25 protein-coding genes are annotated in these 21,738 nt (G+C 48.7%); 10 read left to right on the top strand and 15 right to left on the bottom strand.

Translation table 11 applies throughout. From position 1 onward, the window contains the following. Positions 1-15: 15 nt before the first annotated feature. The 3 genes from EDC32_RS00565 to EDC32_RS00555 form a co-directional block, all read right to left on the bottom strand. Positions 16-378, bottom strand: a complete 363-nt coding sequence (locus tag EDC32_RS00565; protein WP_132219600.1) for a cupin — start codon at positions 376-378, stop codon at positions 16-18. Positions 379-464: 86 nt separating this feature from the next. Then, entirely contained in the window at positions 465-1,559 is a 1,095-nt protein-coding gene (locus tag EDC32_RS00560; protein WP_132219599.1) for a phosphotransferase, read from the bottom strand. A 97-nt stretch (positions 1,560-1,656) separates the two neighbouring features. After that, positions 1,657-2,439: an SDR family oxidoreductase gene (locus EDC32_RS00555; protein WP_132219598.1), complete on the bottom strand. Its 783-nt coding sequence runs from the start codon at positions 2,437-2,439 to the stop codon at positions 1,657-1,659. Positions 2,440-2,568: 129 nt separating this feature from the next. Here EDC32_RS00555 and EDC32_RS00550 point away from each other — a divergent pair, with 129 nt between their 5' ends. Then, entirely contained in the window at positions 2,569-3,087 is a 519-nt protein-coding gene (locus tag EDC32_RS00550) for a phosphatidylglycerophosphatase A family protein (protein ID WP_132219597.1), read from the top strand. Positions 3,088-3,132: 45 nt separating this feature from the next. On the opposite strand, the gene EDC32_RS00545 is transcribed toward EDC32_RS00550, so the two are convergent. From EDC32_RS00545 to EDC32_RS00525, 5 genes are all read right to left on the bottom strand, one after another. Next, the gene (locus tag EDC32_RS00545) at positions 3,133-4,107 is read right to left on the bottom strand and encodes an MBL fold metallo-hydrolase (RefSeq protein ID WP_132219596.1); all 975 of its coding nucleotides are present in this window, start codon (positions 4,105-4,107) and stop codon (positions 3,133-3,135) included. Positions 4,108-4,128: 21 nt separating this feature from the next. Next, positions 4,129-4,896, bottom strand: a complete 768-nt coding sequence (locus EDC32_RS00540) for a TIGR01457 family HAD-type hydrolase (protein ID WP_132219595.1) — start codon at positions 4,894-4,896, stop codon at positions 4,129-4,131. Beyond that, positions 4,893-5,624 (bottom strand): class I SAM-dependent methyltransferase, encoded by a 732-nt coding sequence (locus tag EDC32_RS00535; RefSeq protein WP_132219594.1) that lies wholly within the window; start codon positions 5,622-5,624, stop codon positions 4,893-4,895. The genes EDC32_RS00540 and EDC32_RS00535 overlap by 4 nt, the downstream gene beginning before the upstream one ends. 337 nt (positions 5,625-5,961) lie before the next feature. Continuing rightward, on the bottom strand, positions 5,962-6,618 hold the full coding sequence (locus tag EDC32_RS00530) for a helix-turn-helix transcriptional regulator (protein WP_132220859.1): 657 nt from the start codon (positions 6,616-6,618) through the stop codon (positions 5,962-5,964). Positions 6,619-6,654: 36 nt separating this feature from the next. Further along, positions 6,655-7,089, bottom strand: coding sequence for a DUF86 domain-containing protein (locus EDC32_RS00525; RefSeq protein ID WP_022737787.1), 435 nt, complete (start codon positions 7,087-7,089; stop codon positions 6,655-6,657). A gap of 435 nt (positions 7,090-7,524) precedes the next feature. Between EDC32_RS00525 and EDC32_RS00520 the strand changes: the two genes are divergently transcribed. The 3 genes from EDC32_RS00520 to EDC32_RS00510 all read left to right on the top strand — a co-directional run bounded on the left by EDC32_RS00520 (position 7,525) and on the right by EDC32_RS00510 (position 8,871). Continuing rightward, positions 7,525-8,154 (top strand): MerR family transcriptional regulator, encoded by a 630-nt coding sequence (locus EDC32_RS00520; protein ID WP_132219593.1) that lies wholly within the window; start codon positions 7,525-7,527, stop codon positions 8,152-8,154. Between the two features lie 171 nt (positions 8,155-8,325). Beyond that, positions 8,326-8,595 carry a DUF3055 domain-containing protein gene (locus tag EDC32_RS00515; RefSeq protein WP_022737785.1) on the top strand — a complete coding sequence of 90 codons (270 nt, stop codon included), beginning with the start codon at positions 8,326-8,328 and terminating at the stop codon, positions 8,593-8,595. Between the two features lie 54 nt (positions 8,596-8,649). Then, the gene (locus EDC32_RS00510; protein ID WP_022737784.1) at positions 8,650-8,871 is read left to right on the top strand and encodes a hypothetical protein; all 222 of its coding nucleotides are present in this window, start codon (positions 8,650-8,652) and stop codon (positions 8,869-8,871) included. Between the two features lie 14 nt (positions 8,872-8,885). Here EDC32_RS00510 and EDC32_RS00505 read toward each other — a convergent pair whose 3' ends face one another. Beyond that, entirely contained in the window at positions 8,886-9,182 is a 297-nt protein-coding gene (locus tag EDC32_RS00505; RefSeq protein WP_132219592.1) for a YutD family protein, read from the bottom strand. 119 nt (positions 9,183-9,301) lie between these two features. Here EDC32_RS00505 and EDC32_RS00500 point away from each other — a divergent pair, with 119 nt between their 5' ends. Further along, positions 9,302-9,988 carry a YhcN/YlaJ family sporulation lipoprotein gene (locus EDC32_RS00500; protein WP_132219591.1) on the top strand — a complete coding sequence of 229 codons (687 nt, stop codon included), beginning with the start codon at positions 9,302-9,304 and terminating at the stop codon, positions 9,986-9,988. A 48-nt stretch (positions 9,989-10,036) separates the two neighbouring features. Here the strand turns inward: EDC32_RS00500 and lipA are convergent, their stop codons facing one another. The 3 genes from lipA to EDC32_RS00485 all read right to left on the bottom strand — a co-directional run bounded on the left by lipA (position 10,037) and on the right by EDC32_RS00485 (position 13,117). Then, the gene (lipA, locus tag EDC32_RS00495; protein WP_022737781.1) at positions 10,037-10,939 is read right to left on the bottom strand and encodes a lipoyl synthase; all 903 of its coding nucleotides are present in this window, start codon (positions 10,937-10,939) and stop codon (positions 10,037-10,039) included. A 112-nt stretch (positions 10,940-11,051) separates the two neighbouring features. After that, positions 11,052-12,095: a FecCD family ABC transporter permease gene (locus EDC32_RS00490; RefSeq protein ID WP_342774495.1), complete on the bottom strand. Its 1,044-nt coding sequence runs from the start codon at positions 12,093-12,095 to the stop codon at positions 11,052-11,054. Positions 12,096-12,100: 5 nt separating this feature from the next. Next, positions 12,101-13,117, bottom strand: a complete 1,017-nt coding sequence (locus EDC32_RS00485) for a FecCD family ABC transporter permease (RefSeq protein ID WP_246026806.1) — start codon at positions 13,115-13,117, stop codon at positions 12,101-12,103. A 191-nt stretch (positions 13,118-13,308) separates the two neighbouring features. On the opposite strand from EDC32_RS00485, the gene EDC32_RS00480 reads away from it, so the two are divergent. The 3 genes from EDC32_RS00480 to EDC32_RS00470 all read left to right on the top strand — a co-directional run bounded on the left by EDC32_RS00480 (position 13,309) and on the right by EDC32_RS00470 (position 16,533). Further along, entirely contained in the window at positions 13,309-14,274 is a 966-nt protein-coding gene (locus tag EDC32_RS00480; protein WP_132219588.1) for an ABC transporter substrate-binding protein, read from the top strand. A 140-nt stretch (positions 14,275-14,414) separates the two neighbouring features. Next, positions 14,415-15,482: a M23 family metallopeptidase gene (locus EDC32_RS00475; protein WP_132219587.1), complete on the top strand. Its 1,068-nt coding sequence runs from the start codon at positions 14,415-14,417 to the stop codon at positions 15,480-15,482. Between the two features lie 298 nt (positions 15,483-15,780). After that, positions 15,781-16,533, top strand: a complete 753-nt coding sequence (locus EDC32_RS00470; protein ID WP_132219586.1) for a MerR family transcriptional regulator — start codon at positions 15,781-15,783, stop codon at positions 16,531-16,533. 51 nt (positions 16,534-16,584) lie between these two features. Here the strand turns inward: EDC32_RS00470 and bcaP are convergent, their stop codons facing one another. Beyond that, positions 16,585-17,970: an amino acid permease gene (bcaP, locus tag EDC32_RS00465; protein ID WP_484140790.1), complete on the bottom strand. Its 1,386-nt coding sequence runs from the start codon at positions 17,968-17,970 to the stop codon at positions 16,585-16,587. A gap of 158 nt (positions 17,971-18,128) precedes the next feature. Continuing rightward, on the bottom strand, positions 18,129-18,365 hold the full coding sequence (locus tag EDC32_RS00460; RefSeq protein WP_132219585.1) for a glutaredoxin family protein: 237 nt from the start codon (positions 18,363-18,365) through the stop codon (positions 18,129-18,131). Between the two features lie 159 nt (positions 18,366-18,524). Here EDC32_RS00460 and EDC32_RS00455 point away from each other — a divergent pair, with 159 nt between their 5' ends. Beyond that, the gene (locus tag EDC32_RS00455; protein WP_132219584.1) at positions 18,525-20,285 is read left to right on the top strand and encodes a UbiD family decarboxylase; all 1,761 of its coding nucleotides are present in this window, start codon (positions 18,525-18,527) and stop codon (positions 20,283-20,285) included. 45 nt (positions 20,286-20,330) lie between these two features. Here EDC32_RS00455 and EDC32_RS00450 read toward each other — a convergent pair whose 3' ends face one another. Next, the gene (locus EDC32_RS00450; protein ID WP_132219583.1) at positions 20,331-20,711 is read right to left on the bottom strand and encodes a hypothetical protein; all 381 of its coding nucleotides are present in this window, start codon (positions 20,709-20,711) and stop codon (positions 20,331-20,333) included. A 415-nt stretch (positions 20,712-21,126) separates the two neighbouring features. Here EDC32_RS00450 and EDC32_RS00445 point away from each other — a divergent pair, with 415 nt between their 5' ends. Further along, the gene (locus EDC32_RS00445) at positions 21,127-21,675 is read left to right on the top strand and encodes an excalibur calcium-binding domain-containing protein (RefSeq protein WP_158283160.1); all 549 of its coding nucleotides are present in this window, start codon (positions 21,127-21,129) and stop codon (positions 21,673-21,675) included. Positions 21,676-21,738: the final 63 nt, after the last annotated feature.

Genomic DNA, 21,738 nt, shown 5'->3' with positions numbered 1-21,738 from the left:
AGGAACCATAAGAGCTTACTCTTGAGCAACCAAAGAAAATTTGCCTGGATTAACTGTTTTCCCTTCAACTACAAAAGCCATCATCCCATCATCTGATCCCACTTCATGCCACTCGCCTTCTTCCCAATAAATTGCATCCCCCATCTCTACAAAGACGGGGGCTGAGGCATCACTTCGCACCCATCCTTTCCCTTGGACAACGATGAACAATCGATTCGCCACCGCGGGGTGCAATCCGATCAAGCCGGATGGTTGCACAAAAAAACACCCCACTTGGACAAAACCGTTGGTGCTCAAAACAGGATTGACAAACGCATTATGGCTATCGAATTTATCTATACGCTGCACTAAATGGGTATTAAATCGAAAAATCCGCACAACCTACTTCTCCTTTACCCTTGATGTCCTAATACTTTATATTATAGGAATTTAAAACTGAAAAGAAAATAACCCATTTAAATGGGTTAGATTTCATTTCTTATCCAATCTAATTGCGGGATTGTGAATCCCATTTTTTCTTTCACAACAGTATGATACATTTGCATCAGGCCCAATTTCTTTTCTTCCATCTGCAACAAGGGTTGCACACGTTGAGCAGCCTCCTCCATGGGCATAGTCTGATTCAAGTAAGTGTTTTCCAATAAGTGAATCAGCCGCTCAGGATATAAAAGCCTTGCGTAAATCAACGCAAATTCTTCTTGTGAGCACTTGCTCACCCCTTGATATCCTTCTAACACCGCTTCCACGATTTCCCGACTTCCTGTGCGACCGTATGCGTAAAGGAGAAGTTGAGCTACATCTGTCGCCCTGATATCCAATGCCATTTCATTCCAATCAATTAGGTGCAATGTACCTTTGGCAGTTTCTACAATGTTGGCCTGGCGCAACCGTTTGTGGCATATCTTCCCTTGCGCACTGGATTCGGCCGCCAACTTGTCGCCGCCAATTTTATCATAATACTGCAACAAATTTTCCATCATCCCAATTGTGTATCGGGAAATATCGAGCCAAACCCGGTCCAACTCATTGGGTTGCACCGTCCACTTGGCCGCAGTCTGGAAGATGTTCAGATGCTGCAAATCCCTCTCCCACCTGTCTTGCCACTGGCCGATCCACTCATAATCCTCGTATTTCCCGGTCGGGTTAAAGCCTTTTGACGCCTGGTGCACCCGGCCCACATGCCGGGCCACCCGCATCCAGTCTTCCTTATCACGCAACCGAGCGGCATCCCCGTCAATCCAAGGTAGCAAGACATAGCGGAAGCGATAGCCATCCATCTGCAACTGCCCCTTTTTTGTGCGAACGGGCTTAGCCAGAATAGCCGCATCTCTGTCAACCTTTTTCAGATAGGCGGCTGCCTCATCCACCAACTCCCACCGATCTTGCTCCTTCATGCGCACCCGTTTCAGCACATACGCGCCGCGCTCAGTCACCAGTTTCAATACTCCACCCACCGGTTGGGCTCTCGTTACTTTCAGGTCATAATGATGATTCAATAAGTCGAGCAATCTCTCTTCACCAGTCAGTTCCGCCAGTTTTGTGATCCAGTTTACAGACACACTCCCTCACCTCTCGTCAATCCATGATATGTGCCCGGTGTGGGAATGTTGCCTAGGACAGATTGGCATTCGCCACATGCAATTGCCCATCGGACGTTTATGGCTGATGGCGTTTAGAAACAGGATGAATTACATCCAGCCCTCCTGTTACTTGAATCATGTTGCCAGTTACAAAGTCAGACGAATCTTGGAGCAAGAATTGGACAGCCTTGGCCACATCTTCGCCGGAACCCGGCCGCCCTCGCGGTGTTTCCTTATCAGTAAGCGCAGCCGCTTCAATGATGGTCATCTCTTTCTTCTCACCGACAATGTCGCCCGGACAAATCATATTGACAGTAATGCCAAACGGCGCTTCCTCAACAGCCAAAGATTTGGTAAAGGACACCAATCCCGTTTTGGCGGCAGCATAGACAGAGCGATCCGGCCAAGCCGGCGCTTCCATCGCGCGTCCAAATCCAAACAATATGATGCGCCCCCATCCAGCCTGGCGCATATGCGGCAAAACGGCTCTTGTCGACCACATGGCGCTCAACAAGTTGCCCCCAATCAGATCCTCTATTTCCTCCGGGGAGTGTTCCACAAACCATTTCCGCTCACGGATGAAGGGGCCCACGGTGTGGATCAGGGCATCCACTCGCCCAAACCGCGCCATCGTCTCCTCCACTACCTGCTCGATCTGGGTCCGGTTCGTCACATCACCCGCGCTGATAAACGCCTGAACGCCATGTGTCTCGCATTCTGCCCGTAATTTGCGGATTTTATCCCCTTCGTGGCGGCTGTTCAGACACAGATGCCACCCCGCTGCCGCCAATGTGCGGGCGATCATGCTTCCCAATCCGCTTGAACTCCCCGCGATAAGGGCAACTCTCGCTTCACTCATCAGGACTCATCCTTTCTCTTTATACAACATAATTATTTCTTGTATGGTTAAGAATAAACAAAAGTTCGATGTTTTCTTGTTGCATATAACGCATTTGATATAAATGATGGTTCGGAAGGTGAACATACCATGAAAAAAAACACCGCGCAGCCCTGTTCAGAAAAAGAGATTTACGATTTTACCCTGAACTTGATCAAAGAGCGAGGGGTTGAGTTGGAAGAGATAGCGGAACTGACTATGTATCTGCAAAAAGATTACTATCCAGACATCACCCTGGAGGAGTGTCTTAGTCATATCCAACAGATACTACGCAAACGCGAAGTCCAAAACGCCGTAATGACAGGAATCCAGCTCGATGTATTGGCCGAAAAAAATTTATTGGAAGGCCCTTTGCAAAAATTGATTTTGCACGATGAAAGCTTGTACGGAGTGGACGAGATTTTATCGGTCGCCATATTAAATGTATATGGAAGCATCGGCTTAACCAATTACGGGTTTATTGACCGCGTGAAACCGGGGGTTCTCGCCCGGCTCAACAATAAGCAAAGCGGGAAAATCCACACCTTCCTCGATGACCTCGTCGGGGCGATCGCCGCTTCTGCCGCCGCCCGCCTGGCCCATAATCGAAAATGCGCACAAGAAAAATAAAGACCTGATCGGATCAGGTCTTTTTTACAAAAAGCAATTACCCGCTTATACGGCACACGCAAGATAATAGGCGATCCCGTCACGTTCCTCAATCAAGAGTTCCCCCCGGATTCGCAAATACTCCAAATGCGCCAGCGTCTCCGACAGAGCAAACCGGAGGTTGTGAATGTTATGGTTGGAGCCAAACTGATGTTGGCACACCTCAAACGCCGTGGCACCCGCTTTTTCCACCACAAACGCTTTCATTTCCCGCAAGCGGTTAGCATGATGCTTCTCCAACATTTCAATCCGTTCGGCGTAATGATCAAACACCGGCCCGTGCGAAGGAAACACCCTGCTTACTTCCAGCTCTTTCATCTGCGCGAGCGTGGTCAGATAATTATCGAGGGGATTGGGATGACACTCCGGCCACAAGCTGATGTTGGGGGTGATCTTCGGCAACAGGAAATCTCCACCGATCAGCCACTTCCGATCAGGGTCATAGAAGCTGAGATGCCCGTCAGCATGACCGGGCGTATGCAGGACCTCATAGTTCACATCCCCCAAGCGAATCGTTTCTCCCGGTTCCAGAAAAGTCACCTGCGGATGGGGTTCCACCCATGGATGGAAACTGCGCAAATGTGCTGGGATTTGAGAAACCCATTCATCCGGCAACCCATGAAAAGCAAAAAATGATTCCATCGTTTCCGGCATTTGACTCTCTCTTCCAAAAAAGAGTTGCGCTTGCTCATGGTCAGTTCGGGACAGATAGACAGGGGCCCCCGTCCACTGTTGCAATGTTCCCGCTAACCCATAATGATCGGGGTGGTAATGGGTTAAGACAATTTTCTCCACATCCGTCCATTCCCAATCGGCGGCGGATTGCGCTTTTTGCCAAGCCTGCACATCCATGTCAATATTTAAACCAGCGTCTACTAACGTCACTCCAGACGATCCTTTGATGACATACGCATTAATCGTTCGCAAAGCAAATGGCAGCGGCAACGGAACCTGATAGATGTCTCCCCATTGATGATTCATCCCTTACTCCCCTTTTCATGTTTATGTTTTGATCCATTCGCGAAGATCTGTCACTTCAAAGGCAGCCCGCACTGACGAATTTTGAGCCATCTCCCGGGTTGTAATTCCTGTATACACCAACAGTGTGTCAATTCCACTTCGCACACCTGCCAAGATATCGGTTTCCAGGTTGTCACCAACCATCAACACCCGTTCTGGAGGCACACCAAGCGCTTGCAAAGCGTACCGCATAATGATTGGTTCCGGTTTGCCAATGAAAGTCGGCTCAACCCCCGTCGCATAACCGATCGCCATCGCTAACGATCCGCTGCCCGGGAACAGGCCCGCTTCGGTCGGCAAAGCCCGGTCGGCATTTGTCCCGATGAAAGCCGCGCCAGCACGAATGCTCAAACATGCGATTTTCATCTTGTCATATGTAAACGACCGATCCAATCCGGAAACCACCGCCGCCGGACGCTCGGCAGTCAACTGAATGCCCTGGTCCTGAAAAGCTTGCAACAGTCCTTCCTCGCCAATCACAAATGCCGACGACACCTTCAGCTCCTCTTTGACATATTGTGCTGCGGCCATAGCCGAAGTGTACACTTGCTCTGCTGTCGCCGGAAATCCAAACTTCCGAAGCTTTTCAGCCACTTGCTCAGGAGTACGCGTCGAATTATTCGTCAGGTACAGGTATGGTATATCCTGTTTGTTAAGCCACTCCATAAATTCAAGGGCACCTTCGATCAATTCGGTGCCACGGAACAATGTTCCATCCAGATCAATCAAATAACCTTGGTAATCACTCATTTGTCTACACAACCCACCAATATCATTCGTTCACTGTCTTTGGCATACGGATCACCAGCAAAATTGCCGTACGCCTTTTGCACATGCAAGCCCGCTTGCTCCATCCATTGCCGGAGCCGTGAATATTCGATCATTTTCACGCGCTCCTCATACTCTCTCGTTCCCCGTTTGTCGGTGATGGTGATATGTTTGCACACAAACTCGCCGTCAATCCACCGCTCTTCCCGTATGGAGACATTTTCTTCCTCCCTGATGCTGAGCGGCACCAACGTGCGTTCCACCGCAGATCGATTCAAGAAATCGATCACAAAATGCCCTTGGGGCTTCAAGATGCGATGGATTTCTCCCAACACCTGAAGATTGTCCTCATCTTCTTCAAAATAACCAAATGAAGTGAACAGGTTCAGAACCACATCAAACTGATTATCAACAAAAGGCAAACGTCTCATATCCCCTCGGATAAAGGGAATGGCCAAACCTTCCGATTCCCTGACAGCATGGGACAATAGCGTAGCCGACAAATCCAGCCCCACCACAGAGAATCCTTTACGCGCCAAAGCGATGGTGTGCCGTCCCATCCCACAACACAAATCAAGGATCAACTGTTTTTTTTGCAACGGAAGCCATTCTTCAAGCTTCGCCACTTCTTTGGAGGCATCTTGTCTGCTACGGTGTTTATAAACCGTCAAATAGTCCTCGCCAAAACTCTTCTCATACCAATTCGACATGATGTCCCCTCCTGATCATTTCTCATTGATTGTACCATTTCTACATAAAAAGAAAAACGACACGCGTCTAGCGTGTCGCAAGCTTGGTTCCCAAGCGAATCCGGAGCGATGTTTGGAACTGTTGTTTTGCGGCCACAAAAAAAAGCAAAAAAGCGGCACCGCTACCGAATGTAGGACAGCGAGCCTCACCGATGAATTTGAGGGCATGGCCGCTTGCCTCCTCACCGTTTTTAATCATTGGACCAGCAAACATCTCGCTGCTGTAAAGATTTGTACGCCATCCGTCGCAAACCCTGCACCTCAAACCTCTTATACTTAATTGAACGCAGGAAGGAAATCACGAAAGGGGTGCGTTTTCGATCCGCTCTTTCTGTTTGATTCGGAAAACGCAATGTTGCCCGCCTTTCGCTTGACACTCCGGCCGTTCCACCCGGGCGTCCAGCATGCGTTCAAACCAGTTGAGCTCGCATTGGCATGCGTGATTATATTGGTTGGCCACTTGAAAAATAGGGCAATTGTATTCAATCATCTCATAACTGCCGTCAGGCAACTCTTCCACTTTCACCATATATCCTTTTTGATCTTGGATCTCGGCCAATGTGCGCACTCTTTCACCAAAATCTTTCCCGGCGAAATCCATTTGATGCGCCTCAGCTAAACGCTCTTCGCGATTGTTGAATAGCTGGTCGACCAGCTCCGACCCAAAATTTTTTTCTAAATCGTGCAATAAATCGATGGTAAAGCTCGAATAACTTTTTGGGAAGTGTTCATCCGACTTCTCAGTCAGGAAGTATTGGCTGGTTGGTCGGCCCATAGCTTGTCTCAATAGCCGTGCTTGGATTAGCCCATCCCGTTCCAAAGTATTGATGTGGCGCCGCACGGCCATTTCTGTCACCCCTAGACGCTCAGCCATTTCCCCGACGGTCAGCGGTCCTTCCATTTTCAACATCAACAAGATTTGCTTTCTGGTTGAACCCGCCTCACTCACCTGCATCACCTTCCTTTCTCCTCGTTCTCTCTCTCCCGAGATTTATGCCAAACAATCGGCTCCCAATTCTCGTTTCAAATAAGATTCTACTTGCGCGCTGAATGAAGTGTACCAATCCACATCTTCCAGCACTGGGCGCACTTCTGTCCAAGTGACCTTATCATAATAACGCACAAGTCGCTCACGAAGTTGCACATGATTTTTCAACTTATTTGCCACATTTGTTGAGATGACCGTTTCGTCCAATAAAATATCTACAATATCCAAATATCCGCCTGGGTCCCGCATAATAAATCCATCTATCATCACGCTACCAATGTCGATCATGCACTCCACCGCCAGGTGCAGGGCTCGCTCGACCGCGAATTTTTCTGTAAGGCCGGTCGATTCCGGATGGATGCGTCGCAAAACTTCTTGGCATTGTGCCAAATAATTAAGTTGATTCTTTATTTGCTTTACATTTACATCATACACCATTTATTTGATCCCCCTAATTTGGAAAATGCCGTTTTCTTGACATTCATATAGAATTATAAGCTATGCCCGGAACAAATGAAAACCATTACATCAGGGCGGCACGCCGTCCTCCCCCGCGCGAAAGGGCCAAAGCTGGACAACCTGTGGCATTGTCCTGACAGGCTGGCGATAAAATTATTTGGCCCACGGTAACAACATCATTGGGAATAAAACGAGTAGGTACCAAGCCCAGCGCAACTTGTTTAACGTGATAAACCAGAAAGCTGAACTGGCTGGCCCCCTTCCCCCTTCGTTGCGTGTCGTCGACCGGTCATGTTTATTTATCAGACAACAACACTAGTTTTGTCATCTCATGACTTCCTTTGTCTTAGTTGAAGGAAATGAATGGAAATGAGCGAAATCGTAGGAAAACACTAATTCATGGGAGGGTAAAAGATGGCACAAGCGGGGTGTATCTCTACTAAAGAAGCGGCTGAGCGCTTGCAAATACACGCTCGCACCGTCCGCAATTGGATTGATACCTTTCAAGAATATATCGGTCCCAATTGGAACGAGCGAGGACACTATGTTTTATCCGAAGAAAGCTTTGCCCGTTTGCTCGATATTAAACAGCGGTTAAATGATTCCAATAAAACCTTAAAGCAAGTCCGGGAAGAACTGATTCTTGAAGGGAAAATTTCGCTACCCCAGCCAGCCGCACCAGCGGCTTCCCCCAGCCCCAATTCGGAAACCACGGAAAAAATGTTTCAACACCTGCTGGAAACCATCGACAACGTGGGAGGGTTGGTTGAGGAATTGTATGAGCGAATGGAACGCATGGAAAACCACATGAGCGACTTGTTTGAAACCTTGGAGGGAATGGAGCAAAAAGTGTTGACCGTCAGCTATGATTCCATCTCGGCCAACGAAGTACAACAAATGTTTGACGAAGTCCGCAAAAAACAGGATCAATTGCGGATTGAACTGCGCAATGTCTCATTCACCCAACGCCTGACTGCCGCGACGAGCGAATATGGCTTATTGCCACGCCGGCAGAAAAAATCGCGTTTTTTCGGTCTTTTATAAATGATTCTTGTGGTTGATTAAAAATGTTTTTCGAGTGAAAAAGGCGCGGCATCAAAGCCCCAAAACCATTTTCCTTGTTGCATCCGGGTGCCTTCGCTAGACACCTGCGCTTTCAGGTAGTAGCGACAGCCGCTATAATGGAGGAAAATGCTTCTAAAGGGGTTTATCGCAATGTCTAATGATTGGATGTTTTTATATGATGACACCAAAGAAACCCGAACCCGGTTTGTCAGCTTCATGGGAGAGACAAGCCGGTTTGATTTGGCAATCACTATGACCGACCGTTTTTACGGCAAGTTACTCGTGCTCAACCTCTTGTCAAACCGCTTTGCCATCATCGGCCAAGATGACTTGGATGAGCCCGGCTATCTTGAGCATGCCTACCAATTGTCCGAAGAAGAGGCCAATGAGCTTCGGCAGTTCCTGGCAACCATGATTTAACAAGCATATCCTCCCCCGAACCATCTTATCTTAAAGTCAAGGGGGAAAGCATTGATGACATCCTCAACTGAAAGAATCCAACCCGAAGAATTTCCGGACGGCCCCTACGGCGCGGCACACAATCAAAAGTTGGGCAAATCAACGCCATGGGAACCGGGCCAACAAATCCACTCCGCTTTCACATATGAAATGCGGGAGTTTCATGAAGGCTTGGAAAGAGATTACCCGGGCAGCCATCCCCGTCATGATGAACCGGAAGAGCCAGCTCAATCGTAGAGCTGGCTCTTCCCTCACTTCGTTTCTTTCTTATCCGCTAAGCGCTTCAACACAAAATAGGCACATCCGAAATTGCAAAATTCATTAAGATATTCCTGAAGATAGCTGATCCGCGTCTCCGTCGTGGCCTTTGCATGATGATCAGAAAAAAACCCCTTCAACCTCAACTGCCCATAGCCCCAATCTCCCACCACATAATCATATTTGCTCAAAATGTCGCTATATCTCCGCCGAAAAGCCTCTGCGTTCCAACCTTCGCGATGATTGGTCAACAATTCATATTCCAAACCATATATCTGAATACGTTCCATGAAGATCAACCTTTTCTATTCCATTTCTCCATTATATGTTACCACATCCTGTAACAGGCAAAAACCTTCTGCATCATGAAAATGGATTTGGGCACCTTAGCAAGTAGGAGGTGAAGAAAATGAAACGCTGGATATACATTATTCTCGCTTGCCTTCTTTTTATTCCTGCTTGTGCCAAAAACAACGGAAATCAACAGGGAATGGGTAACGAAAACGCGGGAGGCGGTGCTTTGAATATCAGTACCCCGGAACCGCTCTATCGTGAAGAAGGCCAGGAGACGCGGATTGGTCGCGTACGGAACGACACGATTACCGGAGAGGAAAACGCTGGGGGCGGCGGACAAAATGAAGTGGGATATTTTCGATATAATCCAGAACATTATCACAACAAGGCTGGCGCGACAACAAGCGTCTTCATAGACCGAGACTTGCTTGCCCGCCACATCTCGGAATTGGTCGCTTACCTTCCCAATGTCAAAACCGCCACCACTCTTGTCACCGATGACCATGTGTTCGTAGGCATCAGCACCAAAAACGGCAAAATGGACAGCAAAACAGTCAAAGAGGCTAGACGGACGGCTGAAAGCGTCACGCCCCGCTATTATCGGGTTCACATCACCACCAACAGCAAATTGGAGTCGCAAATGAACGACATTGGCATGCGCATGGTGGGTAATCACGACGTGGAAGGGGTCAAGGGCGATCTGGAACAACTCTTGCGCAAAATGGGAGACGAAACACCGCCCGACGTAAACGAATCCTTGTATCCGAATTCCTATCGCCAAATCAATCCGCAAATGAAGTAGTTTGGAAAAAGGACGACCCTTGTTAAAAGAGCCGTCCTTTTTCTTTCGTTACTGCGCCAGTTTTTGTTGGTCATTTTCTTGCGCAGATTGCACTTGCTCATGGGCATGGTAAGAACTGCGCACCAACGGCCCGGATTCCACATGCGAGAAGCCCATCTCCAGGCCGATTTCTTTCCACTGCGCAAATTCGTCCGGTGTCACATAGCGCTCAATCTTCAAGTGTTTTTTGGTGGGTTGCAGGTATTGGCCAATCGTGACGATGTTCACGTCATGTGCGCGCAAATCCCGCATCGCTTCAACCACTTCATCAAAGGTTTCCCCTACGCCTACCATGATGCTGGACTTCGTCGGAACATCTGGTTGCATCTCTTTGGCTCGTTTCAACAGCTCCAAAGAGCGGTCGTATTTCGCTTTGGAACGTACCCGGTCAGATCGGCGGCGCACGGTTTCAATGTTGTGATTGAGGATGTCTGGTTTGGCATCCATCACCACTTTCAGCGCCTCCCAATTCCCCAGAAAATCGGGAATCAGCACTTCCACGCTAGTAAATGGGTTCCGTTTGCGAACCGCTTTGATCGTCGCAGCAAAAATAGCCGCGCCACCATCATTCAAATCATCACGGGCCACAGAGGTGACTACGACGTGCCGCACACCCATCTGCTCCACCGCTTCAGCCACCCGCTCTGGCTCCGCCCAATCCAATTCCGTCGGTAATCCCGTTTTTACCGCGCAGAATCGGCAAGCGCGTGTGCAAATATCACCCAAAATCATAAAAGTAGCCGTACGGTTAGCCCAACACTCGAAGATGTTCGGGCAACGCGCCTCTTCACACACGGTGTGCAAAGTCTTGCTTCGCATCATCTTCTTCAATTCTTGGAAATTGTCGTTTGTGTTCAATCTGACTTTCAGCCATTCCGGCTTGCGCTCACGCGTCACATTGTTCTCTGACACTTCAATCCCCCCAGGTTCAAACCACATCCGCCTATCTATATGACAAGTGATTCTCTGATTTTCAAATGTCCTCTTTATATTACCACAAAGATTAAAAACTAAGCCTATCCTCTTACGTCCGATTTCGGCTTTGGATGAGCAGATAGATAAAATAGGGGGCCCCGATCACAGCTGTAAACACGCCAGCGGGAATTTCATGAGCAGCGTACAGTGTTCTTCCCAGCAAATCAGCCAGCATAACATAGATGCTTCCCAACAAGGCTGACGCGGGCAACAACGCGCCATAGGATGAACCTACCAATTTCCGGGCCGCATGGGGAGCAAGCAATCCGACGAAGCTGATCCCCCCTGCAAAAGCGACGGAAGCGCCTGTCAAAGCGGTGCTTAAAAACAGGAAGAGCACCCGGTCACGGTGAACACTCCCCCCCAGCCCCGTCGCCACTTGATCTCCCAGCTGCTGCACATTCAGGTGCCGGGCAAAAAAGAAGATCAACGGCAAAAAAATCACCATCCACGGCAGAATGATCATCACTTGCTCCCAATTGCTGCCATATACGCTCCCCGTAATCCATGTTTTCGACTGCACCGCACGAATCTCCGGTCCCAACAAAATAACCAAGTTGGTAAAAGCCTGCATAGCGGTGTACAACCCGATCCCCAACAATATCAGGCGAAACGGGGTTATTCCTTGCCGCAATGACAACAAATACATAAGCAGAGCAACCACCATCGCTCCACCAAAAGCGGCCAGCGGAACCCAGTACAGTGGCACAACCAGGGAAGTCGCCCCGTCGCTGAAGAAGGTCAACACCGCAACAGCGGCAACGGTCGCTCCACCAGTGATGCCAATCAAGTCAGGCGAAGCCAACGGATTGCGAATCACCGCCTGCAAAATGGCTCCAGACACCGCCAAACCGGCACCGGATAAAAGTGCGATGAGCACACGGGGCAAGCGTAGCGTTTCCACTACCAACGTATGATAAGCATTCCCCCAACCCAAAAATACTTTCAACACATCTTGGGGAGCGATATACATGTCGCCGACCCCCACACTGACGCACACCACCAAAAGTGCAATCGCAGCCAGGATCATCAGCGTCCACAGCGCCTTCGCTTCAACCAGCATGGAGAAACCTTTCATACGCCAAGACCACATCTTTTTCACGCCCGCTCACCTCCATTCCGCATAGCTAGGTAAATAAAGAACGGCGTCCCGATCAGCGCGGTCATCACACCGACAGGAATCTCCTGCTGATTCATAATCAGGCGCCCGCTGATATCCGCCACCAGCAACATCGCCGCGCCATACACCAAACAATAAGGAAAGACCCACCGATGATCTGTACCGACGGCCCAACGAACCATATGGGGTACCACCAATCCCACAAACACGATAGGACCAGCGACAGCCACCGCTCCGCCTGCCAGCAACACGATCACAACCGAACCCATCAATTTGATAAACCCTGTCTTCACTCCCAAACCGACGGCGACATCATCCCCCATCATCAAAATGTTTACTGCGCGGGAGAGCAAAAAGGCCAAAATAAATCCGGCAACCATAAATGGAAACACCGGCATCGCCAATGCCAAGCTACGTCCTTCCACTGATCCGGTCAGCCAAAACAACAACTCTTCCAAACCCTTTTCATTCATGATGAGCAAGCCCTGGGTCAATGAAGAAAACAAGGCCCAAATAGCTGACCCGGCGAGCGTCAATTTGATCGGCGTCAATCCGCCCCGTCCGGCTGACCCCAGAACATACACAGCAAATGAAGCAATGGCCGCTCCTACAAATCCCAAACTCACCAATGAAGAAATCCCAGTCATGCCCCAAAAAGAGACACCGATCACAATAAACAGGCTGGCACCCGCATTGACGCCCAACGTTGCCGGAGAGGCCAATGGGTTGCGTGTCAACGCTTGCATCATCGCGCCAGCGATAGCCAAGCTCCCCCCTGTCATCACCGCGATCAAGGTTCTCGGCACCCGGGTGGTCTGAATAATCAGATGTTGATTAGAAGAGCCATTAAAATTTGTAAAAGAATCAATAACCACATCAAAAGGAATCCGCATAATACCAACACTGACACTCATAACCATCAACAGTCCAACAAGAAGGACACCACCAATGAGACCCGTCCACTTCCATCCCGGTGAATAGGCAAGTTCTTTCAAGTCAAGTCACCTTCGTTCCGTCATCAGTTCTTAAAATCAACTTTAGTCTATGGGAAGCATGAAAGCGTGTCAACGATGTTGAAAATCATTATCAAAAAGTGATTGACAACCTACGAACCAAAGCGCTATAGTATAAGCAACGAAATAATGATAATCATTATCAATTACTAGTCGGAAGGAGTACCATTCTCATGTTCGGACTGAAGCAACGTTTGATCCGATCTTTGCTGATCGTAAGCGCGATGATGATCGCTCTTGTGGGCTGTTCATCCTCTCCCGCCCCCACCAGTGAAAAAACGGGGCAAACCCATACCATCAAACATGCCATGGGTACCACGAAAGTACCGACCGAACCCAAGCGTGTAGTTGTTTTGACCAACGAGGGACTTGAAGCCCTGCTCGCTTTGGGCGTCAAGCCTGTCGGCGCTGTGGAATCATTTACCGAAAAACCTTTTTACAAGCATTTGATGCCTGAAACCAAAGGCGTCAAAACCGTTGGAACAGAGCATGAACCCAACCTGGAAACCATCGCCAGCTTGAAGCCCGATTTGATCATCGGTAACAAAATGCGCCAAGAAAAAGTGTACAACCAGCTGAATGCCATCGCACCGACCGTATTTGCGGAAGAGCTGCGCGGTGACTGGAAACTCAACTTCAACCTGTACGCTCAAACGGTAAACAAAGTAGAAGAAGGCAAGAAAGTACTGGCTGAATACGATAAAAAAGTGCAGGAAGTGAAGCAAAACGCGGGTGACCTGTTGCAACAAAAAGTGTCCGTCGTTCGCTTCATGGCCGGCAAAACGCGTATCTACCAACAGTTGAGCTTCACCGGTGTCTTGCTGAAAGACGTGGGCTTCGCTCGTACTGAATTGGGACAAAAGGAAGAATTTGCCTTGGAGATCTCCAAAGAGCAACTGCCGGATGCCGATGGAGACATCATCTTCTACTTCACTTATGATGTGGGCGATAAAAAAGGCGACGCTCAAGAGCAAGAAATGACAAACGATCCACTGTGGAAAAACCTGACTGCGGTCAAAAACAACCGCGCCTTCAAAGTGGACGATGTCATCTGGAACACAGCCGGTGGTGTGAAAGCGGCAATGCTGATGCTGGATCAATTGAACAACATCGTAAATCAAATCAAAGCAGCACAATAAGGTTGGTATGAAATGCGGGTCCCCCATCCATGATGGGGCCCTCTTCTTTTTATGCACAAAATCTTTGCCCATCATCTTCCATCATGGAACGTCAGTGAAAAAGAAAAACTATCTTTAAAAACTGACCCGTGGTGATAAATATGAAGAAACAATGGATGATTCTTCTCTGCGTGATTCTCATCGGTAGCGGAGTACCCGGGCTCGCCGCGGCCGCGTCACCAACGCCAAAGGTCGACCCGTCTGTGCAAGCGCGGGCAAAGGAACGGCAAATCTTATATGAAACGATGCAAACCTTGACCGGAGTCCCATGGCCTTATCTAGCCGCGATAGATCAATATGAACAAAACTTGCGCCAGGAGTCAAAAAATGCAGGTCCACCGCCGCTCATCTCCATTCAAGTCCCCCCATCCACATGGGCTGGACTGATCAATCCCGACCAAGAAGATAAGTTGCCGGATTCGATTTCCTTCTTCGGAGGCATCGGCAAAGACGGGGATGGAGACGGCGTCGCGGATCGGCACAACCCGATCGACGTGTTGTACAGTGTCGCTTCCTACTTGGCGGAGAAAGGACACAAAGAAGAGCAAATCCGCGAACGGATCTGGGATTACTACCGCCATCCCACCACGGTGGATGTCATTACCCACATCGCTCGCATCTACAACAAGTTTCAAACCGTCCAACTCTATGATCGCTCTTTCCCCATCCCTCTGCGTTACAATTACACCTACCATAACACGTGGGGAGACCGTCGCGGCTGGGGTGGATTGCGCATTCATGAAGGCACGGACATTTTCGCCGATTATGGGACACCTGTGCTTAGCACCAGTTATGGTTATGTGGAATTGAAAGGATGGAACCGCTATGGCGGGTGGCGGATTGGCATCCGTGACATTTACAATCGTTATCATTACTTTGCTCATTTGAGCAGTTTCAATAAAGGCTTGAAAAAAGGAAGCATCGTCAAACCTGGGGATGTGATCGGCTATGTCGGTTCATCCGGCTACGGCCCTCCCGGCACCTCCGGAAAATTCCCTCCCCATCTGCATTATGGTATATACCGTTTCAATGGCCGCAACACTTATTCATTCGATCCTTATCCCCTCCTGCGCCGTTGGGAACGCGAAGCCTTCAAAAAGCGGAGAGATCGTAAAAAGCAACAAAGCAGCCAAACCTCTTCGACCACAACTTTGCAGTGGATCGATTAACTGTTACAGCAGCGGCTTCCCATGCAAATCGGCTCCCATGTCGGGAGCCATTTTTTGACGAGCAAACATTTCTTTTATACTTCCACAACGACGCTTCAACACATCATCAAAAAAAGCCAACCGCCTAAATCGCAGTTGGCCAATGTTCCGGGGTATTATATTATTCGTTCTGACCTCCCTATTTATGGTCCCGAACCAGTTAATCAGGTTTCTAGAAAACTTTTTTGCTCCAAATGAACCCATGCGTATTGACCCTCACCCAAGAGGAGCCTTTAGAATCGCAAGTGAGGTGGAACGCATGCTGTATACGGTAAAAGAGATTGCCCAATTGGCAAATGTGACGGTCAAGACGCTTCATCATTATCACAAAATCGGCCTGCTGATTCCGCGCCAAATAAGCGAATCCGGTTATCGCTTGTACGGTCAACAAGAACTGGAACGATTGCAACAAATCCTTTTTTACCGCGAACTGGATTTCCCCCTCAAAGAAATCACTAAACTCTTGGCTGGTGAATCCGATCGGCTGTCCATTTTGCAGAACCAAAAACAATTGCTCATGGCGCGGTTGCGCCGATTGACGCGCTTGGTTCAGACATTGGACGAATCGATCGATCACGCCTTGAAAGGAGAACCCATGGAACAATCAGCGATGTTCAAAGGATTTCGAAGTGAAGAAGAGTGGGAGATGGCACTGGCGGAGCAAAACGAACATATCAAAAAAACGTATGATTACGATTTGCTGGCCAGCAAGCCGATCGAAGTGGTGGCAATGAACGAGATGGCGCTGGAGGCAAAGCACTTTATGCACAGCATGGCTTGTGCATTGAGAGAGGGGCGCAAATATGACGACAGCCAAGTGAAAAAGCGGATCCGCCAACACATTGATTTCTTGAATGACCACGGGACGGCACTGACCGATGCCGACTTTGCGTCCCAAGCTCGTTTTTTTGTGCAAGACGATTTCCATCGCCACATGCTGGAGGAAGTGCAAACCGGCCTTTCTTATTATCTCTGCTTTGCTGCCGAAGCGTTTGCCTCTGATCAGCAATAAGCTAACCTATTGAAAAAAAGCTGTTGCCCGTTAAGGCAACAGCTTTTTTCGTCACTTCTTCTTGTTCAACTCCGAGTTGCGGTAACCATACACGAAATAAATGATTAAGCCCACCAGCAACCAGAGCAAGAAACGCATCCATGAGGTGAACGGCAATTTAATCATCAAAAATCCGCAGAACAGAATGGCCAGAATCGGCACCAACGGCACCAATGGCGTTCGGAACGCCCGCGGCAAATCGGGTTGCGTCTTACGCAGGATCATCACGCAGATCGACACCAGCACAAACGCCGCCAATGTCCCCAAGTTCACCAACTCAGACAATTCTTTCAACGACACAAACCCGCCCAAGCATGCGGCAACCAAACCAAAAATCCACGTGTTGATAAATGGTGTACGCGTTTTTATGTTCACTTTGGAAAACACTTTGGGCAACAGGCCGTCACGGGACATGGAGTAACCGATCCGCACTTGTCCGTACAGCATCACCAACATCACTGTCAACATCCCCACCGTTGCCCCCACACTGACCAAGCCACGCAACCAGTCTTGCCCAGTCACTGAGATGGCGAAAGCAACAGGACTTTTCTCATGACCGGCAAATAGTTTGTATTCGACCAATCCCGTCATCACCATCGTGGTAACCACATACAAAATGGTACAGATGCCAAGCGACCACAAAATGCCTTTGGGCAAATCCTTTTGCGGATTTCGTGTTTCCTCTGCGGCCGTGCTAACGGCGTCAAACCCGAGGAAGGCGAAGAAAATGACGGCTGCCGCTTGAAATACCCCTTCAAATCCAAACGGCATGAACGGCGTCCAGTTGTCCGGTTTGACATAGAAGAAGCCGACCAAGATGAACAACATCACGACCAATAGCTTGAGAGCCACGATCAAGTTGTTTACCCACTTGGACTCCTTCACCCCGATCGATACCAGCAACGTAATGAGCAAGACGATCAAGAATGCGGGAAGATTCATGATCCCGCCCTCAATGGGGGTCATCAACAGCGATTTTGGAATTTCGATGCCCAAGCCCAAGAGCAAGTCCGCAAAATAACCTGACCAACCAACCGACACGGAACTAACCGCTAACAAATATTCCAAGATCAAGTCCCAGCCGATAATCCAAGCCATGAATTCTCCAATGGTGACATAACTGTAAGTGTAAGCGGAACCAGATACGGGAACGATGGAGGCGAATTCAGCATACGTCAGCCCGGCGAACAGACAGGCCAGTCCGGCAATGATAAAGGAAAGAGTAAGTGCTGGACCCGCAGTCAACGAACCTAGACCCGTCAAAACGAAAATCCCTGTACCAATGATTGCACCAATGCCAAGCAGTGTGAGATCCCACGCCCCGAGCTCCCGTCGCAGTTGCGACCCTTTGCTCATCTCTAAGGCAAAATCCACACTCTTTTTGCGAAAGAGTTCCACAATGTTGCCCCCTTTTGAAATAATTAAAAAATTAAAATAATGCGGCAACTACATTTAATCCAATCATTTAGAATTGATGGATTGTTTATATATTATATATGAATCATGTATGAAAATAAATAATAAATCCTACCAATTCCGGTAGGATTCTTCAAAAGTTACTCATTTTCTTCTTTTAACGCTTTTAAAATGGCATCCGGTTGTAAGCCGTGAATAGCTTGCCCATTCACCACTGTGACCGGCACTCCCAAAAACCCCATTTGTTTCACTTCTTCCAGATATTGTGGATTTTCGCTACAATCTCTCGTTTCATAAGGAATTTGGTAATCATTTAAAAACCGCTTGAGGACATTGCACTCAATGCAATGCGGCCGCGAATACACAATCACTGCCATCTTCTGTTCACTCCTTTGCTTTTACTATACTATGTTATCTCCGTCCACTCTATATTTTTGCGCATCTTCTTCGGTATAATAGGCCTAAGCAACCATTTGGCAATAGGGATGGATACTCGGATGTGTTCATCTCTGCTGCCAATTTAGGAGAGATGTTTTGTGCACAAGAATTTACGCACGTTTATAGAGCAATTGCGCAATGAAAACGATATCGTAGAAATAGACGTTCCGGTTGATCCCCATCTAGAATTGGCAGAGATTCACCGGCGTGTCATCTCCGAGGAAGGCCCGGCGCTTCTTTTCACCAATGTAAAAGGAAGCGCCTTCCCTGTGGTTACCAATCTGTTCGGCACCTCCCGGCGGGTCGATCTCGCCTTTGGGCCGCGGCCGGAAACACTGATGCGACAAGCTGTGGACATGGTGCATAAACTGATGCCACCCACTCCGAAAGCAATCTGGGGAGAACGGCAGCTACTCATGGAGTTGCTCAAGGTTGGCTTAAAATCCGTCCCCGCCTCGCAAGCGCCGGTGTTGGAAATGCAACAGCCGCAACCGGACTTAACCCAACTCCCGGTGATCACTTCGTGGCAAGAAGACGGCGGGCCATTTGTCACCCTGCCTTTGGTCTATACGGAACATCCAGAAACCGGCCAGCACAACTTAGGCATGTACCGCATGCAAGTTTTTGACGCGAACACAACTGGCATGCACTGGCAAATCCACAAAGGGGGCGGGTTCCACCATTTCGCCGCGGAAGAGAAGAACCAAGCGCTCCCGGTACGCGTCCATCTCGGCGGCCCACCCGCTCTCATCGCGTCAGCCATCGCGCCGGCTCCCGAATTTTTGCCGGAACTCTTGCTTGCTTCCCTGATCATCGGCGAGAAGTTGCCTGTTGTCCGTCCCGCCGATGGCGGTTATCCGTATATCGCGGAAGCGGAGTTTGTCCTGTCGGGGCATGTGCCGCCTCATGTACGCCGCTTAGAAGGGCCGTTTGGCGACCATTACGGCTATTATTCACTGGCCCATGATTTCCCCGTCTTCAACGTCGACAGCGTCCATCATCGCAAAGACGCAATTTATCCGGCGACCGTGGTCGGCAAACCGCGCCAAGAAGATTATTATATGGGGGAATTTTTGCAGCGTCTTCTATCACCAGCATTCCCGATGGTGATGCCTGGGGTGAAAGCATTGTGGACATACGCCGAAACCGGGTTCCACTCTCTGGCCGCGGCCGTCGTCAGAGAGAGCTACAGCCGGGAAGCGTTGGCAAACGCCTTCCGCATCTTGGGCGAAGGTCAATTGACCTTAACCAAATTCCTCATGCTGACAGATCGCCCTGTCTCATTGGAGAATTTCCCCGAGCTCATGGAAACGATACTGGAGCGGTTTGACCCGGCGTGTGACCTATTTATCTTCAGCAACACTTCTATGGACACACTGGATTATACGGGACGCCGCCTCAATCATGGTAGCAAAGCCGTAATGATTGGCACAGGCGAAACCAAACGCAACCTACCTGGCGAATTCCACGGTCCCGATATGCACGGGGTAAAGCAAGCCGCCGTCTACTGCCGTGGGGCGCTGGTGCTGGAAACCGATGCGTTTGTTGACGCGCCCGACTTGGCAGAGCACTTATTGGCGCATCATCGCGAAGAGTTAAAATCATGGCCCATGATCTTCCTGGTCGACGATATCTCAGCCGCCTCCGGCCAATCTGCATTCTTGTGGACGATCTTCACCCGCTTTGACCCAGCGCATGACATCTACGCGCAAGCGGAATGGTCGCGCCACCACGCTCGCTATCAATTCCCGATCATCGTCGATGCGCGGATGAAACCGGGCTATCCTGATGAGTTGGAAGTGGATCCGGCAATTAAGCAACTGGTTGACAAGCGCTGGAAAGAGTATTTCCGCTCATAAGACGAGAAAAGTCCCCCTGGTCCAAGGGGGACTTCACTTTTTGCGCTACTCTTTGATTCGGAACAAGGAGATATCATTGGTCAAATTGGCTTCAAACTCGGCACGGCTCGGGTCGATGAAATCGATCTCCTTCACATGGTCAGCTGCCAACAAGTATCCTTCTATATCTTCAATTGCACCTTCTTTGATCTTCACGGACAATTGTTGCGCGATATAGCGAGCCAAGGAGCTGTCCGAACCTTCCCCGCCGATCTCCATGCCTGTCTCTTCTAAAAAGCCAGGATATCGCTTGCCTATCGCGATCGCGATCTGATATGCCGTAAACAGCGGCCGGCCGAAATGATGTGATTCTCCGCGATCATTCTCCACCGCTTGCAATACTTCCCTAATCTTGTCCTCCATCTCCCATTGATCCCACTTGCTCATGATGCCCTCTCCTTTTATGTATTTTTTAATATGATTTTATCAAGAAATAATTATGATTTATATAACAAAAATGACATGGTGTTGTAAGGTGGGGATGGATTGCTCCAAAACATTTTCTCATTCGCTTCACGCGGGTTAAGTACTCCTCCGGGGACAGGTTTCCCGCCGTTTTAATCTAACTTGTTTTACTAGATAGGCTCATTCTACGCAGTAACTAATGGATCAACCCTTAAAGTCAAGCTCTTTATATAATAGTTAATGACATTTTATAATATAAAATATTGCATTATTTTGATTTTAGTGGTAACCTCTCTATTACATGACATTTTAATATTAATAAAACTAAAAAGCATTTTATGTTCACTATGCAAACTGTTTGATGGTGAAACCAGTTAAATGCAAAGGAGGCAGTAGCATGTTTGTCATTTTCTTTATATTGATGCTTTTTGCCTTGGTCGGTATCATTTACCCAACACCGTTACATAAAAAAATCAAATTCAAGCAAATTGATTTAGGAAAACGTTTATGGAATGTTATCTTATTCATCCTCTGCCTCATTCTTCTCTCTATCTTTGCGCCCAATCAATCTCAGCCTGCTGAGGACACAGACAAAAAAGTCAAAGTGGAAACCGACAAAACCAATAAACAACCGAAACAACCAAGCACTGATCAGCAAAATAACGAGCAAGATGCTGACGAAAAAGCAAAAGCACAAGAAGAACAAAGCAAGAAAAACGCTGACGAGGCTACCAAAGATGACGAAGAAAAAAGCAGTGAATCCCAAAAATCCCAAACGACCACTGAGCCATCCAAACCCACTCCCAATGAGACCGACGAGTCTAGCAACATCTATTACGCAAACTGCAAGGAAGCGCGCGCAGCAGGGGCTGCACCGCTCTATAAAGGAGAACCCGGGTACGCCAGCAAACTCGACCGCGATGGGGATGGCGTCGCTTGTGAGTAGATCATTTCAAAAAAATCCCCCCAAGGATTATTCCATTGGGGGATTGTTCCTTTTTCCAGCCAC

Origin of the sequence: Laceyella sacchari, from assembly GCF_004343255.1 — a bacterium.
Lineage (GTDB): Bacteria > Bacillota > Bacilli > Thermoactinomycetales > Thermoactinomycetaceae > Laceyella > Laceyella sacchari.
Note: the sequence above shows the minus strand (reverse complement) of the source record. Positions and strands in the feature narration are given on the sequence as shown.

Excerpts from the sequence above, each read along its gene's own strand:
- EDC32_RS00555 (WP_132219598.1), bottom strand. The coding sequence starts at position 2,439 with ATGAGTGAAGCGAGAGTTGCCCTTATCGCGGGGAGTTCAAGCGGATTG.
- EDC32_RS00550 (WP_132219597.1), top strand. The coding sequence starts at position 2,569 with ATGAAAAAAAACACCGCGCAGCCCTGTTCAGAAAAAGAGATTTACGAT.
- EDC32_RS00545 (WP_132219596.1), bottom strand. The coding sequence starts at position 4,107 with ATGAATCATCAATGGGGAGACATCTATCAGGTTCCGTTGCCGCTGCCA.
- EDC32_RS00540 (WP_132219595.1), bottom strand. The coding sequence starts at position 4,896 with ATGAGTGATTACCAAGGTTATTTGATTGATCTGGATGGAACATTGTTC.
- EDC32_RS00535 (WP_132219594.1), bottom strand. The coding sequence starts at position 5,624 with ATGTCGAATTGGTATGAGAAGAGTTTTGGCGAGGACTATTTGACGGTT.
- EDC32_RS00530 (WP_132220859.1), bottom strand. The coding sequence starts at position 6,618 with ATGCAGGTGAGTGAGGCGGGTTCAACCAGAAAGCAAATCTTGTTGATG.
- EDC32_RS00525 (WP_022737787.1), bottom strand. The coding sequence starts at position 7,089 with ATGGTGTATGATGTAAATGTAAAGCAAATAAAGAATCAACTTAATTAT.
- EDC32_RS00520 (WP_132219593.1), top strand. The coding sequence starts at position 7,525 with ATGGCACAAGCGGGGTGTATCTCTACTAAAGAAGCGGCTGAGCGCTTG.
- EDC32_RS00515 (WP_022737785.1), top strand. The coding sequence starts at position 8,326 with ATGTCTAATGATTGGATGTTTTTATATGATGACACCAAAGAAACCCGA.
- EDC32_RS00510 (WP_022737784.1), top strand. The coding sequence starts at position 8,650 with ATGACATCCTCAACTGAAAGAATCCAACCCGAAGAATTTCCGGACGGC.
- EDC32_RS00505 (WP_132219592.1), bottom strand. The coding sequence starts at position 9,182 with ATGGAACGTATTCAGATATATGGTTTGGAATATGAATTGTTGACCAAT.
- EDC32_RS00500 (WP_132219591.1), top strand. The coding sequence starts at position 9,302 with ATGAAACGCTGGATATACATTATTCTCGCTTGCCTTCTTTTTATTCCT.
- EDC32_RS00490 (WP_342774495.1), bottom strand. The coding sequence starts at position 12,095 with ATGTGGTCTTGGCGTATGAAAGGTTTCTCCATGCTGGTTGAAGCGAAG.
- EDC32_RS00480 (WP_132219588.1), top strand. The coding sequence starts at position 13,309 with ATGTTCGGACTGAAGCAACGTTTGATCCGATCTTTGCTGATCGTAAGC.
- EDC32_RS00475 (WP_132219587.1), top strand. The coding sequence starts at position 14,415 with ATGAAGAAACAATGGATGATTCTTCTCTGCGTGATTCTCATCGGTAGC.
- EDC32_RS00470 (WP_132219586.1), top strand. The coding sequence starts at position 15,781 with ATGCTGTATACGGTAAAAGAGATTGCCCAATTGGCAAATGTGACGGTC.
- EDC32_RS00460 (WP_132219585.1), bottom strand. The coding sequence starts at position 18,365 with ATGGCAGTGATTGTGTATTCGCGGCCGCATTGCATTGAGTGCAATGTC.
- EDC32_RS00450 (WP_132219583.1), bottom strand. The coding sequence starts at position 20,711 with ATGAGCAAGTGGGATCAATGGGAGATGGAGGACAAGATTAGGGAAGTA.
- EDC32_RS00445 (WP_158283160.1), top strand. The coding sequence starts at position 21,127 with ATGTTTGTCATTTTCTTTATATTGATGCTTTTTGCCTTGGTCGGTATC.